Here is a 21,744-nt window from a genome sequence, read left to right as displayed (position 1 = left end):
ACCCACCAAAACATCCGGCCCCACACCACGCCCGATCAACCACCGCGCCAACCGATTCACCCGCACACCGAACTCGGCATACGACAACACCACATCACCGAACACCACAGCCACACGACCCGACGACACCTCAACCGAAGCCGCCACCAAATCCGCCAACGTCACACCGTCAACACAACGATCCGTCTCATTCACACCCCCCAACACCAACCCACGCTCCACCACAGACTCCACCTCGAACATCTCGACGATGGTGGACGTGTCCGCCACTGCAGCGCTCACCACTGCGACGTATGCATCGACCAATCGCGCTGCGGTTGCCTCGTCGAAGAGATCGGTGGCATAGGTCAGATGTAGGTCCAGACCCCCGCGAGACCCGTCGGCGGTGAGTGCTTCGTTGAACACGAAGTCCAGGTCGAACTGTGTAGTGGTCACGACGTTGTCGACTTCGGCGATACGTATGCCGTCGAACTCGAGTTCGGTCAATGCGATGTTCTGCAGGGTCAAACTGACCTGGAAAATGGGCGAGTACGACTGCGAACGAACCGGATCGAGTATTTCGACCAGGCGCTCGAACGGAACGTCGGCGTTCGCGAACGCCTGGAGGTCGAATTCTCGAACCGATTCGAGCAATTCCGCGAACCGAGCGCCGGGCGACACCACGGAACGTAGTGCGAGGGTGTTGACGAACATGCCGACCAGATCGTCGAGTGCACGTTCTCCTCGGCCCGCAACAGGAGTTCCCACAACTACGTCGTATTCACCGCTGTAGCGCGAAAGCACAACAGCGAGCGCGGCATGCAACACCATGAACGGCGTAGCGCCGTTGTCACGCGCGACCTTCTCCAGTTGCGCGTTCACCTCGGGGCTCAGATGGGCCGAGAACATGGCTCCACGGCCGGAGGCTTCCACGGGACGAGGTCGGTCCAGCGGCAGATCGATCACCGACGGTATTGCGTCGAGAGCGCTGCGCCAGAAGTCCAACTGTCGTGTGACGAGTGAGGTCGACGATTCTTCCGAACCCAACGTCTCGAGCTGCCACAGCGCGTAATCCGCGTACTGCACCTCGAGCGGCGCCCACAACGGCTCCATACCTCGGGACCGCGCCTCGTACGCCACCATCACATCACGCGTCAGCGGACCCATCGAGAAACCGTCACCCGCAATGTGATGCACCGTCATCGCCAGGACGTACTCGAACTCGTCGAGCTGGAACAGATGAGCTCGCATGGGAATTTCGGACGTGACGTCGAAAGTTGCGCCGAGGACTTCGGAAACTCGTACGAGGAGAGCACTTTCGGACACATACTCGATCGTCAGGTCCACGGCCGCGTCATCCGGCGAGAGAATTCTCTGGAAACCGATGCCGTCCACTTCAGGGTAGACCGTCCGGAGAACTTCGTGGCGCAGCACCAGATCACCCACTGCCGCAGCAAGCGCCGATTCGTCGAGGGCGCCGGAGAGGCGAAGGACCACTGGCATGTTGTATGCCGACGACTCAGGTTCGAACCGGTTGAGGAACCACATCCGGGACTGAGCCGGTGACAACGGGATCGCCGACGGGCGTACCCGGGCTGTCAGGGCCGGCCTACTCGAGGATGATGAGGCGTCGAGAACCGCAGCAAGTTCGGCTACCGTCGGCGAGTCGAAGATGGCCCGCAGCGGTATGTCAGTGCCTCGGTCTGCGTTGATGCGGCTGACAAGTCTGGTCGCATTGAGCGAATTACCACCCAACTCGAAGAAATCATCATCGACACCAACCCGCGACTCACACCCCAAAACCACCGCAAAAGCAGCAGCCACCACCAACTCCGAAGCAGAACCAGGCGCCCGAAACACCCGCACACCGAAAACAGGCTCCGGCAACGCCTTCCGATCCAACTTCCCCGCACTCGACAACGGGAACTCGTCAACAACAACCACCACATCCGGAACCATGTACGACGGAAGCACCAACCCCACCGCAGCCCGCGCCCCCACCGAATCCACCGAAACTTCCGCATCGACCGAGGACCCAGCCGTCACATACCCGACCAGACGACTCCCCCCATGCACCACCACCACAGCACCCGAAACACCCGGCAACGCACCCAACGCCGACTCGATCTCACCGAGCTCGATCCGCACCCCACGAATCTTCACCTGGAAATCCGACCGACCCAAATACACCAAAGACCCAGCAGCACTCCACAACACACGATCACCCGTGCGATACATCCGAGCACCCACCACAAACGGATTCGCCACAAACCGATCCGACGTCAAATCCGGACGCCGATGATAACCACGAGCCAACTGCGCACCATCGAGATACAACTCACCCGCAACACCCACCGGCACCGGACGCAACCGCGAATCCAACACATACCCACGCGTATTCCACACCGGCGTCCCGATCGGCACCACCCCCGACACCGAACCCACAATCCGATGCGCCGTCGTCGTAATCGCCGCCTCCGTCGGACCGTACGTGTTATGCACCGCAGCCGACGTCAACGAACCCAACGCCACCGCAAGCTCCGGCGACAACTCCTCACCACCGGCAAACAAATGCCGCAACGAACCCAACGCACCACCAAAACCATCAGCCACCAACGCCGCAAGCACCGACGGAACGAACTCCGCCACCGAAATCGCATGCTCGACCATCACACCCGCAAGATAATCCAACTCACGATGCCCACCCGGCCGCGTCACCACCAACCGCGCACCCACCGTCAACGGCAAAAACGACTCCCACACCGACACATCGAACGTGAACGGCGCACGCGCCATCACCCGATCATCAGCACCCACCCCGTACTCCCCCGCCAACCACGCCAACTGATTGACAATCGCCCCATGACTGACCGACACCCCCTTCGGCCGACCCGTCGAACCCGACGTGAACATCACATACGCCGCATTACCCGACCGCAACGGCGCAACCCGATCACCATCAGAAACCCGACCACCCGAAAACCCACCCACATCAAGACCATCGAGAACAACAACATCCACACCCACAGGCAACACACCCACAAACGCAGAAACAGTCAACACAAGCTGCGGCGCAGCCGAATCAACCACAAACCCGATCCGCTCCACCGGCAACTCCGGATCAATCGGCACATACGCACCACCCGCAGCAACAACCGCATGCATCGCCACGATCATCTCCACCGAACGCTCCACCGCAAGACCCACCAAAACATCCGGCCCCACACCACGCCCGATCAACCACCGCGCCAACCGATTCACCCGCACACCGAACTCGGCATACGACAACACCACATCACCGAACACCACAGCCACACGACCCGACGACACCTCAACCGAAGCCGCCACCAAATCCGCCAACGTCACACCGTCAACACAACGATCCGTCTCATTCACACCCCCCAACACCAACCCACGCTCCACCACAGACTCCACCTCGAACATCTCGACTCGCCGATCCGGTTCTGCGACAGCAGTAGTCAAGACCGATTCGAAGGCGTACATCAGGCGTGAGGCGGTGGATTCCTCGAACAGATCAGTGGCGTAGGTCAACTGAACGACAAGCCCTGCCGGTAGGCCGTCGTTGTCGAATTGTTCGGCCGCAACAAAATCGAGGTCGAACTGAGTGCTCACCACCGCAGGTTCGATGCTCTCGATGTGCAACCCGTTGAGAGTCAACCGTGAATCGAGATGGTTCTGTAGTGCGAGGCTGACCTGGAAGAGCGGTGAATAGGACTGCGAACGAACGGGATCGAGTACCTCGACCAGACGCTCGAACGGAACGTCGCCGTGCGCAAAAGCCTGAAGATCGACGTCGCGGACTCGGGACAGCAGGTCGGTGAACTCCTCACCTGGATCGACTCTGGTGCGCAACACGACGGTCCCCACGAACATACCGACGAGATCGTCGAGCACGCGTTCGCCGCGCCCGGCGGTCGGCGTCCCGACGGCAAAGTCGTAACTGCCGCTGAACCGTGACAGTACGACGGCCAGAGCAGCATGCAACACCATGAACGGCGTAGCGCGATGCCGTCGTGCCAGTTCGGAAATTGCCTGTTGCAGAGCAGGTTCGAGATGCACGCTCAGAAGCGATCCTCGTCCGGAGGCCTCAGCCGGGCGGGGCCGATCCAACGGGAGTTCGAGGACGGCGGGCGCTCCCTCGAGAGCGTTCCGCCAGAAGTCCAACTGTCGTGTGACGAGTGAGGTCGACGATTCTTCCGAACCCAACGTCTCGAGCTGCCACAGCGCGTAATCCGCGTACTGCACCTCGAGCGGCGCCCACAACGGCTCCATACCTCGGGACCGCGCCTCGTACGCCACCATCACATCACGCGTCAACGGACCCATCGAGAAACCGTCACCCGCAATGTGATGCACCGTCATCGCCAGGACGTACTCAAACTCGTCAACCTGCAACAGCGAGGCTCGAACGGGGATCTCGGACGTGACGTCGAACGTCACGCCGAGAACATCGGCCAGCACGCTGTGGAGCGAATCCTCCTGCACCGTGACAATGTCGAGAATGTCGAGAGCACGAGGTTCCTCGACGACCTCCTGGTAACCCGTTCCGTCGTACTCCGGGTACACGGTTCTCAGGACCTCGTGGCGAGCGATCACGTCGGCGACACTGGCGCGCAACGCCTCGACATCCAATGGACCTGTGAATCGCAGAACCACCGGGATGTTGTATGCCGACGAATCGGGATCGAAGCGATTGAGGAACCACATACGAGTCTGCGCAGCGGAGAGCGGAATCCTCGCCGGCCTCGGCTGCGAACCCAGCGCGGGCCGCCGCGAAAGCTCGGCAGTTTCCACCACTGCAGCCAACTCTGCGACAGTGGGCGACTCGAAGACCACACGCACGGGCAAGTCCGTGCCCGCCGCGGCGTTGATCCGCCCGAGCACCCGAGTTGCACTGAGCGAATTGCCGCCGCGTTCGAAGAAGTCGTCGTCGATGCCCACCTCCCCCGTGCTTCCGCTGCCGAGAACCTCGGCAAAAGCGGTCGCCACCGACAGTTCGGCCGGTGTCGTCGGTGCACGGAAACCACGTGCCTCGAAGACTGGCTCCGGTAGCGCATGTCGATCTACCTTGCCTGTACTCCCCAGCGGCAGGGAGTCGAGCGTCATCAGCGTTGTCGGAACCATGTAGCCGGGCAGGGTGGCGCGCAGTCGTGCCAGAATCGCTGAGCTCTCGATGTCCGAGCCAGCTGCCGCGGTGACGTAGCCGACCAGGTTTTGCTCACCGGTGGCCGACGTCGTGACCGTGACCACCGCATCGCGGATCGGTCGTTCGGCGCGCAACGCTGTTTCGATCTCGCCGAGTTCGATGCGGAAACCTCGGACCTTGACCTGGAAATCTGCACGCTCGAGGTATTCGAGGCTGCCCGCGGCATTCCACCGAACCAGATCGCCGGTTCGATAGAGACGCTCTCCCGTTCCATTCGGGTCGGCGACGAAACGGCTCGAGTTCTGCCCCGCATCCCCGATGTACCCGCGCGCCAGCTGAACTCCAGCGAGATAGAGCTCACCTGCGACACCGACCGGAACCGGGTGAAGCCGCTCGTCGAGTACATGCAGGCGCGTGTTCCAGGCGGGGGTTCCGATCGGCACTACGGCAACGTCTGCATCGCTCGTTCGGTGCGCTGTGACGCTGACCGCTGCTTCCGTGGGTCCGTACAGGTTGTAGACCTGCGCCGAACTCTGCTCTCGCATGTGCTCGGCTGTCTGTATCGGGAGAGTCTCGCCGATGCACAGAATCCTGGTGAGCGAATTCGGCAGTCGGCGCTCGGACACACTGAGCAGCGACAACATCGAGGGGACGGCATGCAGTGTCGTGACGTGCTCACGCTCGATCAGCAGCGTGAGGTACTCGCCGTCCTGCTGTGCCCCTGACTCGGCGAGAATCATGCAGGCGCCGGTTTGCAACGCCCACCAGTATTCCCAAACGGACAGGTCGAAGGTAGATGCAGTTTTGACGAGTACGCGGTCGTGCGCGCCGAGCGGGAATTGATCCTGCTTCCACAAGAGTTGGTTCGTGATCGCTCGATGGGAAATCGCCACGCCCTTGGGCTTTCCGGTGGATCCCGAGGTATAGATCGCGTATGCGATGTTGTCCGGTCGCAGGCAGGCGAGGCGTTCGGTGTCCCGAATCGGTGCTGCGTCGTTTCCGTCCAGATCGAGAGTTTCGATGTCCACGACGTGGAACTGCCCGTCGAGCGAATCGCGGGAAGTGCTCAGAACAACTGCGGGCGCTGCAGATTCGAGGATGTGAGCCGTGCGTTCTGCCGGCTGATCCGGGTCGAGCGGAACGTAGGCCCCGCCTGCCTTCACCACCGCGTACATGGCAACGACCAGTTCGACGGAGCGCCGCAGATTGAGCGCGACAGTCACTTCCGGGCCGATCCCGATTCCGATCAAATACCGTGCCAGGCGGTTGCTTTCGGCGTCGAACTCGGTGTAGGTCAGGCGACGGTCACCGAGAACCAGCGCTTCGGCGCGCGGTGTTCTGCGCACCTGGGCGTCGAACAGATCCGCGAGGGTCGTCTCTGGAACGACAGTGTCGGTGTTGTTCCACGTGTTGACGGTGGCCGCGATCTCTTCGTCGCCGAGCAGAGCGACGTCGCCTACCGGGAGGTCCGGGTTTCGACCGATCGAATCGAGAACGCGAAGCAGACGGTTGGCGAATGTCGCCACTGTGGATTGGTCGAACAGATCCGTTGCATAGGTGAACGACGCCGACATCGACCCCGAGTCCCCAGGGGTGACGGTCAAGTGCAGGTCGAACTTCGCCGTCTCGACTGGGGCGCCAACTGCCGCGATCTGCAGTCCGGGTAGCTCGAACATTGTCGGCGTGAGGTTCTGGAAGGATAGTGCCACCTGGAACAACGGATGGCGGGCTGTCGATCTGACCGGATCGATGATCTCGACGAGCCGCTCGAACGGTAGGTCCGCGTGCGCGAAGGCGGCGAGATCCTGATCGAGGGTGTGGTTCAGCAGGTCCGTGAACGGTGCTGCCGTGTTCACCTGGGTTCGCAATGCCAAGGTGTTCACGAACATCCCCACGAGTGCATCGAGCGACTCGTGCCCTCGTCCCGCGATGGGCGAGCCGATGGTGATGTCAGCACTGTTGCCCAACCGGGCAAGCAGTGCGGCGAATGCCGCGTGGACCACCATGAACAGGCTCGCGCCTGATCCGACAGCAAGATCACGCAGTCGATCGGCGGTGTCCGAGCCGATCGTGAAGTGAATCTCCTTGCCGCGGTAGCTCTGACGGGGCGGACGTTGCCTGTCCGTCGGCAGACTCAACAGGTCCGGAATTCCGGCGAGTGCAGAGGTCCAGAACTGAATTTGTCTCTGAGCATCGACGGAGGGATTCTCATCCGCGCCGAGCAGATCATGTTGCCAGAGCGCGTAATCCGCATACTGCACGGGCAACGGTGTCCACTGTGGAGCTTCGCCGCGAGACCGCGAAACGTAGGCACCCATGACGTCGGCGGCCAGGGGTCCGAGCGATGATCCGTCCGATGCGATGTGATGCATGACGACGGCGAGCACATGTTCGGTCTCGGAGATTCGATACAGAGCGGTCCGCAGTGGTACGTCAGTTGTCACGTCGAATCCGGTGCCGGCAAGAGCAAAGAGCCGCTGCGACGCTTCGGCTTCGGTGACGTCATGCGGAACCAGATCGAGATCCACCGAAGACTCGGGCAGGATTTCCTGGCGAGGACCGTTCGGGGAATCCGGATAGTAGGTACGCAACGACTCGTGGCGTTGGACCACGTCACGAAGCGCGAGAGCCAACGCCGGCGCGTCCAGGGTTCCGCTCAGACGAAGCGCCAGGGGCAGGTTGTCCGTGGCAGCCGCGGTGTCGAATCGATTGAGGAACCACATCCGATTCTGCGCCGGTGAGAGCGGAATACGTTCAGGTCGCGGTCGTGCTTCCAATCGGGGCTGATCATCACGTTCTGCCGAGTCTGCCACCAGTGCAAGTTCTGCGACGGTCGGCGCCTCGAACAGCGCCCGAACCCCGAGTTTGATCCCGAACGTGGCGTTGACTCGGGCAATCGCCCGAGTCGCGCTGAGCGAGTTTCCACCCAGCTCGAAGAAACTGTCTTCTGCGCCGACGGTACCGGTACCGAGAACGTCGACAAAAGCGCTCGCGACACGAATCTCTGCGAGTGTGGTCGGCACCCGGAACATCGCCGAGGCGATGAACTCCGGAACGGGAAGTGCTGCGCGATCAAGCTTTCCGGCCGGAGTCAGGGGTAGCAGATCCAGCAGGATCACGGCACTGGGCACCGAGGCACGTGGCAGCACCGCGGATACGGCTTCGAGGACGGACTCCGCCGACACCGCATCTGTGGTGGTGACGTAACCGACGAGTTGATCGCCGAGAGAGTCATGTCGGTGAACAGTGGCGGCAGCAGCGCTCACTCCGCGAACGGAGGCGAGCGCTGATTCGATCTCCCCCAGTTCGATGCGGAGCCCGCGAAGCTGAACTTGGGCGTCGGATCGTCCGATGTACGCCAGTTCGCCCTGCTCGGTCCAGGCGACGACGTCGCCGGTCCGGTACATCCGCGCGCCCGATGCACCGAACGGGTTCGCCACGAAGCGTTCTGCGGTCAATGCCGCGCGCCGGTTGTACCCACGTGCCAGGCCGGGTCCCGACAGATACAGCTCGCCCCTGACACCGACGGGGACGGGATTGAGGGCGGAATCGAGGACCAGAACGTGTGCGCCTTCGAGCGGAATACCGATCGTGACGGGCGAGAGTGACGTGTGACGGTGTTGCTCGCCGTCACCGACCAGAGCTGCAGTGTCGTGGAGAGCCCCGGTCTTGGTGATGACGATGGTGCTCTCGGTCGGCCCGTAACTGTTGAAGAGTCTTGTCTGGCTGGGAAAACGGTCGAGTAGCTGCGGCGGAAAGACGTCGCCGCCGAGCACGACGACTTCGAGATCCGACAAAATGCCTGCGTCGACGGTGGTCATCGCAGCAGGAGCCGTCACCACATGGGTGACGCGATGACGCCGGATCACGTCGGTGAGTTCCTCGCCGGCAATGACCGACGGAGGTGTGATCACCATCGTGGCACCGGCGGTGAACGCAAGGATCATCTCGAACATGGACGCGTCGAAGCTGGCCGAGGACAGTCGCAGTACCCGAGAGTCGCGCGATACCGCCAGATCAGTGCGGGTCCGAGCGGAGAACACGGACAGTCCCCGGTGAGTGACAGCGACGCCCTTGGGGAGACCGGTCGAGCCTGACGTGTAGATCAGGTAGGCAACATGATCCGCGTGCAATGGGCGGATCCGATCGGCATCGTCGACCTGCGCTGCGAGGTAGCGATCGAGGTCGAGATAGTCGATCTCGATCGTATCGATTCCGTTCGGAAGTGTTGGCGCCGTCTCGGAGTCGGTGATCACGACCAGCGCTGCAGAGTCTGCCAGCATGTGTGCGATGCGCTCGTCGGGATACGTCGGATCCACCGGAACGTACGTTGCTCCGGACTTGGCAACAGCCCACAGTGCGAGGATGGACTGCGTCGAACGTGGAAGAGACACCGCAACAGCTGTTTCGGGGCCTATCCCACGTTCGATGAGGAGCCGAGCCAGCTGTGAGGATCGCACATCCAGCTCGCTGTACGTCATCTCACCGTACGACTCGGAAACGATTGCCACATTCGCGGATTCCGAGTGCAGGGTCAACAGATCTGCCAGGGTGCGAACCGTTGGCGCTGACGGACCGAATGCCGAAGTAAGTCTGGTGTATTCGTTCTCGTCCAGAACGGCGATATCCGCGATTGCCACTTCCGGAGTCTCGACAATCTGCGCGAGAATCCGGTGGAACCGCTGCGCAAATCCGTCCACGGACGTGCCGGTGAAGAGGTCTGTGGCGTATGTCCAGGTGAGATTCAACGAATCTGCGTGCTGGACCATCGTGATCTGGAGGTCGAACTTTGCCGCCGCGACTGCGTTGTCCACGGCTTCGATCTCGAGACCAGGCAGCGTGAACGCAGCGGTTCCCTCTTGCTCCTGAGACAGAGCCACCTGGAAGATCGGCGCGTGGGCCTGGGAGCGAGCGGGTTGCAGTATGTCGATCAGCCGCTCGAATGGTAGGTCGGCATTCTCGAACGCAGTGAGGTCAGTGGCTCGCACCTGCGCCAACAGATCGAGGAACGACATCGCCGGGGTGAGACGGCTGCGTAGTGCCACCGTGCCGACGAACATTCCGACCACGTCGTCCAGCGCTTGTTGGCCGCGTCCGGAAATCGGTGTCCCGATCACCACGTCGTCGGTCGCACCGAGGTTGGACAGGAGCACCGCGAGGGCCGCCTGGAGCACCATGAAGGTCGTGGCGCCCTGTGTGCGGCCCAACTGCCCGAGTGCAGTGACCATCGCGGGCGCCAACACCAGTTCGGTGTTCGCTCCGCGCAGCGACGCAATCGCCGGCCGCGGGAAATCGGCCGGAAGTTCGAGAAGCTCCGGCGCGCCGGCCAACTGGCCACGCCAATACTCGGCCTGCGCCGAAGCAAGACTGGTCTGATCACTTTCCGAACCGAGGACCTGGTGTTGCCACACGCTGTAATCCGGATACTGAACAACCAACGGGGCCGGTGACGGCTCCGTACCCGAACGGCGCGCCGAGTAGGCCAGAACGAGATCCCGTGCGAGCGGCGCCACTGACGCACCGTCCGCGGCTATGTGGTGAATCACGGCGACCAGGATGTGTTCGTCAGCCGAGAGCTCGAACAGGTTTACCCGCAACGGGATTGCTCTGGTGACGTCGAACCCCTCGTCCACAGCGCCGACAATCTGATCGGCAACCTGTTCGGGAGAAACCACCGTGTGACGAAAAGGAACGTCGACGTCGTCGAGAATCCGCTGGAAAGGCCCTTCGGCATCGTCAGGGAATATCGTCCGCAAGGATTCGTGGCGAAGAACGATGTCCGACAGAGATTCTCGGAGAGCCACTGAATCCAGCCGGCCGCGCAGGCGAAGGACGAGCGGGATGTTGTACGCGGGCGAGGCAGGATCGTATCGATTGAGAATCCACATTCGCGATTGCGCCGGCGAGAGCGGGATTCGCTCGGGCCGAGGCCCGGCGGCCAGAGCGGGCCGCGTTCCGCTCTGCGTTGCATCGACTGCCACAGCGAGGGCCGCGACTGTCCTGGCATCGAAGAGAACCCGAACCGGGAGGGTGACTGAGAGTTCGGTGCCGACCCGTCCCATCACTCGGGTAGCACTCAGAGAGTTTCCACCGATGTCGAAGAAGTCGTCCGTGATGCTGACCTGGTCGACTGCCAGGACGTCACCGAAGATCCGGCCGATCAACTCCTCCGTCTTCGTGACGGGTGCGACATACGCATTCCGGCGCATCGTCGGGGCAGGCAGCGCGCGGAAATCGACCTTTCCGGCCGGCGTCAACGGAATTTCCTCGAGAACGATCACCGAGGAAGGAACCATGTGTGCCGGCAGTCGACTGGAGACGAAGGTGCGCACTTCTTCCGGATCCAGATGACCACCGACCACGTACGAGTGCAGTCCGACGGTGTCGTCTGCTGTCGTCACCGCAGTTCGTACGCCAGAGTGCGCACCGAGCACCGCGTCGATCTCACCGAGTTCGATGCGGAAACCGCGAATCTTGACCTGCGAGTCACTGCGGCCGAGATACTCGATTTCCGTTCCACGACGTCGCACGAGGTCTCCGGTGCGGTACATCCGCTGCCCCGAACGTGAGGGGTCGGCAACAAATCGAGACGCTGTCAGGTCGCCGCGATGGTGGTAACCGCGGGCAAGTCCACGGCCGGTCAGATACAGCTCACCCGTCACTCCGTCTGGAACCGGACGGAGGCGAGAGTCGAGAACATGTGCGACGGTGCCGCGAACTGAACTACCGATGGTGATCCGATCAGTCGCAGACATGGGCCCCGCGAGGGTAGCCATGACGGTGGCCTCGGTGGGACCGTATGCGTTGAACATCTTTCGCGTCGACGCCCATAGCGCGACCAACGCAGCGTCGCACGCTTCACCGCCGACGATCACGGTACCGAGATCCGGAACCTCTGCCGGTTCGATCGTAGCCAGGGCCGCCGGGGTCACAAATGCGTGACTGATCTTCGACGCCCGCATGAGGGCCGCGAGTTCGCTTCCGCCATAGATGCCCGTGGGAACAACATGCATCGCGGCACCGGCACCGACAGCCATGGCCAGTTCGAGCACCGATGCGTCGAAGCTGGGTGAAGCGAAATGCATCGTGCGACTGAGGTTGTCGAGTTCGTATCGGCGAACCTGCTCGTCGACCAGCGCCGCGAGACCCGCATGGGAGACGACGACGCCCTTCGGAGTGCCGGTCGATCCCGACGTGTAGATGACGTACGCGGTGTGGTCCGTGCGAATCGGTGACGTGCGCTCGGAATCGAGGATTCGCGTGTCACTGACGTCGTCGCGATCAAGCGACGCCACTACTTCTTCCGTCAGCGTCAGGACTGCTCCCGAATCAGTGAGCATGTGCTCGATTCGCTCGGCCGGGTAGCTCGGGTCGACGGGTACGAACGCCGCTCCGGTCTTGGCAACGGCCCAAGTGGCGAGTACAGAAGATGCCGACCGCGGAATGGCGATCGCCACTACCGATTCAGGGCCGATCCCTCGAGCTACGAGTGCCCGCGCCCACCGATTGGTACGCCGGTCTACATCGTCGTAAGAGAGTTCGAGGTCGCCGCACAGTATGGCCGGACCACCGTTGGATTTGATGACCCCGGCCGTGAGGATCTCCGGCAGTGTCAGCTCCGTCAAGGCGACCGACTGGGCAGTTCCCTGACGTTCGATCTCTGGCATCGTCCGCAGATCGAGGTCGCCGACCACTGATTCGGGTTGGGCGACAACAGCGTCGAGAATGGCGACGAACCGATCCGCGAGCTCGCGCACAGTCGATTCGTCGAAGATGTCGAGGGCATAGGTCCACGTCGTGGTCACCGACCCGTCCGGGCGCGGCGACGAGACATCCAGTTGGAGATCGAATTTCGAGATCGGAGCATCCAACGGGACCTGAGAAACTTCGAGGCCGGGAAGCTTCACGGATGGGGTCGGAATATCGCCGGTCGCGAGTACCACCTGGAAGAAGGGGTGGTGCGCCGTCGAGCGAGGCGGGTCGAGCACCTCGACGAGACGCTCGAACGGAATATCTGAGTGGGCAAATGCCGAGAGGTCGGCGTTACGGGTCGATTCGAGCAATCCGCGGAACGAAGCCGTCGGATCCACCTGAGTCCGGAGAACCACGGTTCCGACGAACATGCCGACGAGGTTGTCGAGGGCCTGATCGCCGCGTCCGCTGACCGGGGTGCCGATCGCGATGTCGGACTCCCCCGCCATCCGAGACAGCAGTACCGACAACGCCGTGTGCAGCACCATGAACGGTGTGGACCGAGTGCTGCGAGCCAGGGATTCGACGGCGCGGTGCGTCTGCGCCGAGAGGGTCGACGACACCGTCGCACCTCGATAGGACGCGACTGTGGGATGCGGCCGATCCGTCGGGAAATCGAGACGGGTCGGGACGTGCGCCAATGCAGCGCGCCAGTATTCGATCTGGCGCGATGCCTCCGATTCCGGATCGTCCTCGTTGCCGAGAGAATCGATCTTCCAGAGCGTGTAGTCCGCGTAGTGAACGCTCAACGGCGACCACTGTGGCGCGGTTCCCGCGAGCCGTGACGCGTAGGCCGTCATCACATCCGCGGCCAGTGGTTGCATCGACCAACCGTCGCCACTGATGTGGTGGACGACGAGTACAAGAATATGCTCCCGACCAGACGTCCGGAGAAGCGAAGCCCGCACCGGAACCTCGGTGGTCACGTCGAACCCGGCACCGACCAATTCGCCGATAGCCGCGACGGGGTCACTGACATCCGCGGGTTCGAGAGCAACTGGCGCGTCGTCGAGAATGCACTGGTAAGGACCTTGATCCGAATCAGGATAGAGTGTGCGCAGCACCTCGTGCCGGTCGATGACATCGCTGATCGCCTGGCGCAAAACCTGAATGTTCAGGTTGCCGGACAAAGCGAGTGCTGCCGCAATGTTGTACGCCCCGGATTCCGGATCGAATCTGTTGAGGAACCACATACGCTGCTGGGCCGGTGAGAGCGGAATCTGGTCCGGTCGAGGGCGGGGTCCGAGTTCGGTGAACCTGGACGGCGCGCTGCCGGCGACGAGTCCGGCCAGCGCACCAACTGTCGGAGCGTCGAACAGGTCTCGGACACCCAGAGTCGATCCCAGTGCCGAGTTGATCCGTGCCACCACCCGCGTAGCCGTCAGAGAGTTGCCACCGAGCGCGAAGTAGTCGGCGGTGAGGCCGATTTCGCTCACACCGAGGAGTTCGGCAAAGATCGCGGCAACGGCCTTTTCGAGTTCGGTGACGGGAGCGACATACTCAGCTGCCGCCGAATCCGGTTCCGGCAGCGCACGCCGGTCGAGTTTTCCGTTGGGGCCCAGCGGCATCGACGTCAAGAACACGAATGCGGAGGGAACCATGTAGGTAGGCAGCTTCGCCTGCGCGTGCGCGCTGAGAAGGGCACTGTCGATTGCCGAATCAGCTGTCACGTAGGCGATCAGACGATCCTGACGTACGACGGTGGCGGCCGAGAGAACTCCCGACAGTTCCAACAGGACCCCGTCGATTTCTCCGAGTTCCAAGCGCTGCCCGCGAAGCTTCACCTGGAAGTCGGTACGACCCAGATACTCGATCTCACCGGTGGAGTTCCACATGACGAGGTCGCCGGTCCGATACATCCGGCCGGGACCGAAGGGGTTGGCTACGAAACGATCTGCTGTCAAGTCAGAGCGTTGCACGTAGCCGCGGGCGAGTTGGACTCCCGCGAGATAGAGTTCTCCCGCCACTCCGATCGGGCTCGGCGCGAGGCGGTGGTCCAGCACATAGGCCTGCGTGTTCCAGACCGGAGCGCCGATCGGCACCGGACCTGTTGCGGCGGCATCCGTCTGGTGGAAAGTGACATCGACGGCAGCTTCGGTGGGACCGTAAAGATTGTGCAGACGTGCACCGAATCGTTCGTGGAAGCGAACGACCGTCGCACGCGGAAGTGCCTCGCCGCTGGCGAACACCTGACGAACGGATCGAAGTTGTGCTAGATCTCCGTCGACGAGGAAGACGTCGAGCATCGACGGGACGAAGTGCAAGGTGGTGACACCTTCGCGAGCGATCAGCTCGGAGAGGTACCGAGAATCGCGATGTCCATCGGGTTCTGCAACTACCAGTCGCGAGCCGGCGACGAATGGCCAGAACAACTCCCACACCGAGACGTCGAAGGTGGCGGGTGTCTTGTGCAGCACGACGTCGTGACGGCCGAGCGGATATTCATGTTGCATCCACAGCAGGCGATTGACTATCGCTCGATGCGACACTGCAACGCCCTTGGGCTTTCCGGTGGACCCGGATGTGAAGATCACATAAGCAACGTGATCCGGCGATACACGACCGAGACGCTCGACGTCCGCGAGCCGCTCGGTGGAGTACCCCGACAGATCGATCTCGTCGAGAAGTACGGGGTTGACCCCATCGGGCAGCGATGTGGCGTCGGCCGCGACCGACAGGACGACCGACGGTGCTCCGATGTCGAGCAGGTACCGGATCCGCTCGTCCGGATGCTGCGGATCGATCGGAAGATACGCACCGCCGGCTGCGATGACGGCGTGCACTGCCACCACGTACTGCGCGCTCCGGTGCAGAGCGATCGCGACCAGTGACTCCGGCCCGACGCCGCGTTCTACGAGGTGACGAGCGAGAGAGTTGACCTGGGACCGGAATTCTCCGCGACTGATCGTCGTGCCCGCGAAGGTCAGTGCAGCATCGGCCAAGTCGGCGATACCCGAGTCGACGATTTCCGAGTCGGCGATTTCCGAGTCGGCGATTTCCGAGTCGGCGCCGAGTAGGTCGAGCAGCGTCTTGTCAGCGATGACGTTGGCAGTGTCGTTCCACTCGTCGAGTACGAGCCGTCGTTCGGCCGCGTCGAGATAGTCGATGTCCCGGATGCGGATTTTCTCGCCAGTCATCGCGCCCAGTATCGATGCAAGGCGTCGGCCGACACGCTCTGTTGCGTCGTGGTCCATCGAATCGGGTGCGTACTCGATGGTGAGGTGAAGGCTCGGTTCGAGGACCGTGATCAGGGCGAGCGGGTAGTGAGTCGCGTCGGCGACCTCGATTCCCGTAACTCGCATCCCGGCGATATCCGTCGCGGATTCGAGCGCCGAACGGTCGACGGGATATGACTCGAACACCGTCAACGTGTCGAACATCGCGCCGGCGCCCACGGCCGACTGCACCTCGGCCAGGCCGACGTGGTGGCTGTCGAGCAGCCGAACCTGCTCGGACTGAACGTGTTCGAGGAGTTCGGACACCGAACTGTCCGGGTTGACACGAACGCGAACAGGAACTGTGTTGATGAACAACCCGAGAATGTCTTCGACCCCGGTCAGCGACGCGGGTCGACCCGAGACGGTGGCTCCGAACACGACGTCGTCGCGTCCGAGCATGCCACTGAGCAGTAGACCCCACGCAGTCTGGACGACAGTGTTGACCGTGACGCCGCTGCGCCTGGCCAACTCGAAGATCGCCTCGGTCGACGAGGCTTCCAGCGGGACTTCGACATCCACGGGAACTGCACGCACGGAGGACTCTGCGCGGTGTGGTGCGATCAGCGTCGGTTCGTCTACTCCCGACAGTGCGCCGATCCACCTGTCCAATGCCGCGCCGTTGTCTTGTTCGGCGAGCCAGTGCAGGTAGGTGCGATACGACCGAGCGGGAACCGGCAGCGACGCGTCGGCGGCGTAGAGCGACAGAAGATCGCGCACCAACAACGGCATGGACCAACCGTCGAAGAGAATGTGGTGATTAGTCACGATCAGGTGCGCCGAATCCGCACCCTGGCGTACCAGGACTGCACGAAGCAGTGGGGGTGCGCTCAGATCGAACGGTGCCGTGCGCTCGAGTTCCGCGACGACGTGCGGATCATCCCCGAGCACCTCCCGCCATGGAGTTGTCACGGAATCGAGAACGAGCTGTGCTGCAACGCCGTTCGAGTCGTACACGAAAGCAGTCCGAAGTGCGGTGTGGCGCTCGAACAATCTCGAAAGCGACCGCTGTAGTCGATCGCTGTCGACGATCCCGGCGAGGGACAGAACGATCTGGCCGGTGTAGACGTCGACGGCATCGGCGGTGAGGCCGGCGTGAAACTGGAATCCGGCTTGCAGCGGCGAGAGCGACCAGATGTCCTCCAGGTGGCCGAACTGCTTCTCCCACAGTTCTATTTCGTCCTGCGAAGCCGAGACCAGAGGAACGTCTGACGGTGTGAGGCCGGCATGATCACCGACGGAGGCGGCAATCTTCTCCAGTTCGACGCGCCACGCCGTCGCGAGCTCCGCGACTGCAGCGGGTTCGAAGATACCTTCGGGGAAAGCAAATGACGCCGAAAGGAACTCGCCTTCCGGACCGTCCACGACGGCGGCATTGATGTCGATCGCATAACTGACCGCGAGATCGCTTCCGCTGCCGTTGTTGAGATCGATTCCGGCGTCGGGAATCCAGCCCGCGGCCCGCAATTCGTCACCGAACTCCGCGGTGGACATCTTGCCCAAGTAGTTGAAACCGATCTGCGGTTCCGGGCCGGTCAGCATCCCTGCACGTCGGAGCAGCCCGTAACCGATACCGGACCCCGGCGTGGTTCTCAGCTGTTCCTTGACGGATTTCACGACCGCCGGCGTGTCCACTCCGAGTCCGGTGAGATCGATCCGAACCGGGTACACCGCCGTGAACCAGCCGACGGTCCTGGACAGGTCGGCACCGGGCAGCACGGCTTCGTCTCGTCCGTGACTTTCGAGCGAGACCAGCATCCGCTGTGATCCGCTCCAGGTGCGCAATGCCAGGGCAAGCGCACTGACCAAGCCGTCGTTGACACCGGTCCGATAGTGCGACGGTACCGCGCGCAACAGGTGATCTGTTGTGTCACGGTCGATGTCGACCCGGACCCGACGCAGTGACGACCCTCGGTCCCGTTCCGCATCGAGAGGACGCGAACCGATCGGCGCACCATCGGAGTCGACGACCTCACGCCAGTACTCGAGTTCCGCCGACGGTGACAGCTCGGTGAGTCCGTGCGACCAACGCCGCAGTGACGTTCCGACGGGCATCGGTACCGGCGTGCCACCGTGAACGATCTGTTGCCAGGCTGCAGCGAAGTCCGGAAGGAGAATCCGCCACGAGACGCCGTCGACGACCAGATGGTGGATGACGACCACCAATCGGCCCGAATCGTGCGTCGAGTCGAGCCAGACGATCTGAGCAGTATCGCCGCGGTACGGATCGAGCCTCGACGCGGCGTCCGCGGTCGCCTGCGTGAGAGCTTCCTCGAACTCGGGGGTTCCGGGTAGCGCTTCGGTGACGGTCCGACGAACCCATGTATCGACAGCACAGCCAGGGGCAATGTCGAATCCGGAGTGGTCGGGCAGCAAACGCGCACGAAGAGCGTCGTGTTGATCGACAACTACTTGAAGAGTTGCCGCGAGGCGCGAGAGATCAAGTCCGACAGGAACACTGACCGACACGGCTTGATAGAAGGTGTCGATGCTGCCGGCCGTGCCCAGTATCTTGGCTGCGATCGGGGTCAGCGGGACAAACCCCACTCCCTTACCCGGCAGTTCTTCGAGTACGACCGATTCATCTGCCGGGAGTGCGATTTCGGCCAATCGCGCCACCGTCTTGCGTTCGAACACGTCGCGAGGAGTGAAGACAACTCCGGCGGCTTTTGCTCGAGAGACGAGCGAGATCGCGACGATGCTGTCTCCACCCAGCGCGAAGAAGGAATCGTCGACGCCGACTCGCTCGACGCCGAGTACCGACGCAGCGGCGTCGGCGATGATGCGCTCGACCGGACCGCTCGGCGCCCGGTAGTTCTGAGCCGCCGAACGAAATTCCGGTTCGGGTAGCGCCTGGCGATCGAGCTTGCCTGCCGGGGTCAGTGGCACTTCGGCCAGCGGTATCAGCTGGGACGGCACCATGTGAGCGGGCAGGAATCGAGATGCGTGTGCGATCAACGCTTCTTCGTCGAGATCGTGTCCCGGCTTGATCTTCACATACGAGTACACGGTGCCGCCGGCAAGCGTCACCACGAAATCGACGGATTCATGGCGTGCGAGCACAGCGTCGATCTCACCGAGTTCGATGCGAAGTCCATTGACCTGCACCTGGAAATCGGAGCGGCCGACGTACTCGAGTTCGAGAGTCCGAGTCCAGCGGACCACGTCTCCGGTGCGGTACAACCGAGTTCCGCCGCCGAGAGGATCGGCGACAAAACTCGCAGCGGTGAGAGCTGAACGTGAGTGGTAGCCCTGCGCCAATCCGGGGCCACCGAGATACAGTTCACCGGCCACCCCGGCCGGCACAGGTCGCAACCAGCGGTCGAGAACCATCAGATGCGCGCCCTGAATCGGAGAACCGATCGTGATGGCCTCGTCCGACGCCAGCGGGGGTGTCGTGGTGATGACGATGGTCGACTCGGTGGGGCCGTAACTGTTGTAGAACCGGCAGATCGGGCCGAAGCGTCGAACCAGGTCCGGCGGGCACACGTCACCTCCGACAACCACAGCTTCGAGATCCGGAAGATCGGTGGCGTCCACCGTGCCCAGAATTGCCGGCGCACTGATGATGTGGGTGACGCGCTCGCTGCGCAGCAGTTCTGTGAGCTCGCCGCCGCCGTAGACATCTGCCGGAGCGATGACCATCGTCGCCCCGGCACTGAACGCCTGAACCATTTCGAAGACGGAGGCGTCGAAACTCGCGGACGAGAATCGCAGAACTCGCGAATGCGCACCGACGCCGAGTTCGGGGCGACCCCACGCGGTGAAATCGACCAACGCATTGTGCGTGACGGCAACACCTTTCGGTGTACCGGTGGAACCGGACGTGTAGATCAGATAGGCGATGTGATCGCTTCGCAACGGCGCCGTGCGGTCAGAGTCGTCGACGACGGACTCGTCGCCGACAAAGCTGAAGGCGTCGATCGAGATGCAGTCCAGATCGACGGGCAGCATCTGATGGACAGTCGAATCAGTAATTCCCACAACAGCATTACTGTCCCCGACCATGTGACCGATTCGTTCGACCGGGTACGTCGGATCGACCGGAACTGATGCAGCGCCGGTTTTGGCAACCGACCACCACGCGATGACGGCATCGATGGATCGAGGCAGCGCGATCACGACACTGGTGCCAGGACCCACTCCGCGCCGGATCAGCATTCGAGCGAGTACGTTGGAGCGACGATCGAGTTCGCGGTAGCTGAGCTGCTGGGTACCGCAGCTCAGTGCGATCCCCTCAGACGATGCCGCGACGCCGCGGGCGAGAATCGTGGGCAAGGTCATCGGTGCCAGTGCGTCAGGGCCGCGTGCCGGAACGAGCGACTTCCGCTCGGCTTCGCTCAGGATCTCGAGATCGTGAACACGAGTGTCCGGCAGCGCTTGCGTGTACCGGGACAGCAGTTCGACGTATCGGCGGACATGGTCGCTCAGGACATCTGCGGTGTACAGATGGGGATTGGCTTCGAAATCGATTCGCGGCGCCTCTCCCGAGGCACTCGGATAGATGTTGACCGACAGGTCTTCCACCGGCCCTGTCGACAAGACGTGGAATCGACCAGTCACCGACCCCAGGACCACTTCGGGGTGAAAGTTCATGATGTTGATCGCGGGACCGAAGAACCCACGCTCGGCACCGACGCCTCGATCGCGTCTCATGTCCTCGGTGCGGTACCGCTGATGTCTGAGCGCGCCGGTCAGTTCGAGCGAGGCAGCCGCGCTCAATTCGGCAACCGTGGCCGAAGCGGTCACCGCGAGGCGCAGCGGAACGACGTTGGAGATCATGCCACCCGAACCGCGCAGAACCCTGTTCGTTCGCGCGGTCACCGGCAAACTCAGCACTACGTCTTCGGTGCCGGTCACCCGGGCGAAGTAGAGCGCGAAGGCAGCCACCGCCGCCGCCGAAGAGAACTCGTCCGCCTTCGCCGTCGCGTTCGAACTGTCGAGTGTTCGGCCGACCACGACCGCACCCGGTGTGGCGTCCATCCGCTTCCCGGCCAGACTTGCCACGGCCGGAAGCTCTGCTGTCTTGGCTGCCCAGTAGTCCTGATCTCGGCGGAATCGCGGCGAGTGCCGATACTCGGCCTCGGCGTCGTGCACGGCCAGAAGATCGGTTGCCGACGATTCGGGGACTGAAAGGCCGGCGACCTCCGCTGAGTAGAGCTCGGCGATGCGTGTCATGAAGTTCATGGCGCCGTAGCCGTCGAGGACTAGATGATGGATCCGGCAGTACCAGAACTGGCGGTTCGCGCCGACGCTCAGGACGGCTGACTTCACCAATCGATCGGCGAGTAGATCAAAAGGTCGGGTGTACTCCTGCCGCATCCACTCGAGTGCGGCTGCCTCCGGCTCGCGCTCACCGCTCAGATCGACGACTTCGACGCTCTGACTGAGCTCGGAATCGATCTGCTGAAACGGTTCGCCGTCGATCTCGAGCAGTTTCAGCATCCCGGAGCCGAACTCATGCGCTGCTGTGACGCAGGCACTTTCGAGCACCGCCGCGTCGAGAGTCCCGTCGACTACGACATACTGCGCGATCGTGATCGGCACATCAGTGCGCAGTAGCTGGGCAAACCAGATTCCGCGTTGCGCGCTGGTCAGCGGAAAGGGCTCGAAACGTCGATCAGCATGCAC

The 21,744-nt window shown here is 62.5% G+C and carries 1 protein-coding gene (only partly in view); it reads right to left on the bottom strand.

Going from position 1 to position 21,744, the window contains the following annotated elements; all coding sequences use genetic code 11:
• A protein-coding gene (locus EEB12_RS27575) for a non-ribosomal peptide synthetase (protein ID WP_141488869.1) crosses the window boundary here: on the bottom strand, window positions 1-21,744 show its 5' portion. The gene continues 10,092 nt to the left of window position 1, outside the view; the window shows 21,744 of its 31,836 coding nt (coding positions 1-21,744); the start codon lies at window positions 21,742-21,744; its stop codon lies off the left edge, out of view.

The sequence above is a fragment of the Rhodococcus sp. WS1 genome, assembly GCF_003797745.1.
Lineage (GTDB): Bacteria > Actinomycetota > Actinomycetes > Mycobacteriales > Mycobacteriaceae > Rhodococcus_F > Rhodococcus_F erythropolis.
The sequence above is the reverse complement of the archived record's forward strand: the minus strand, read 5'-3'. Positions and strand labels throughout refer to the sequence as shown.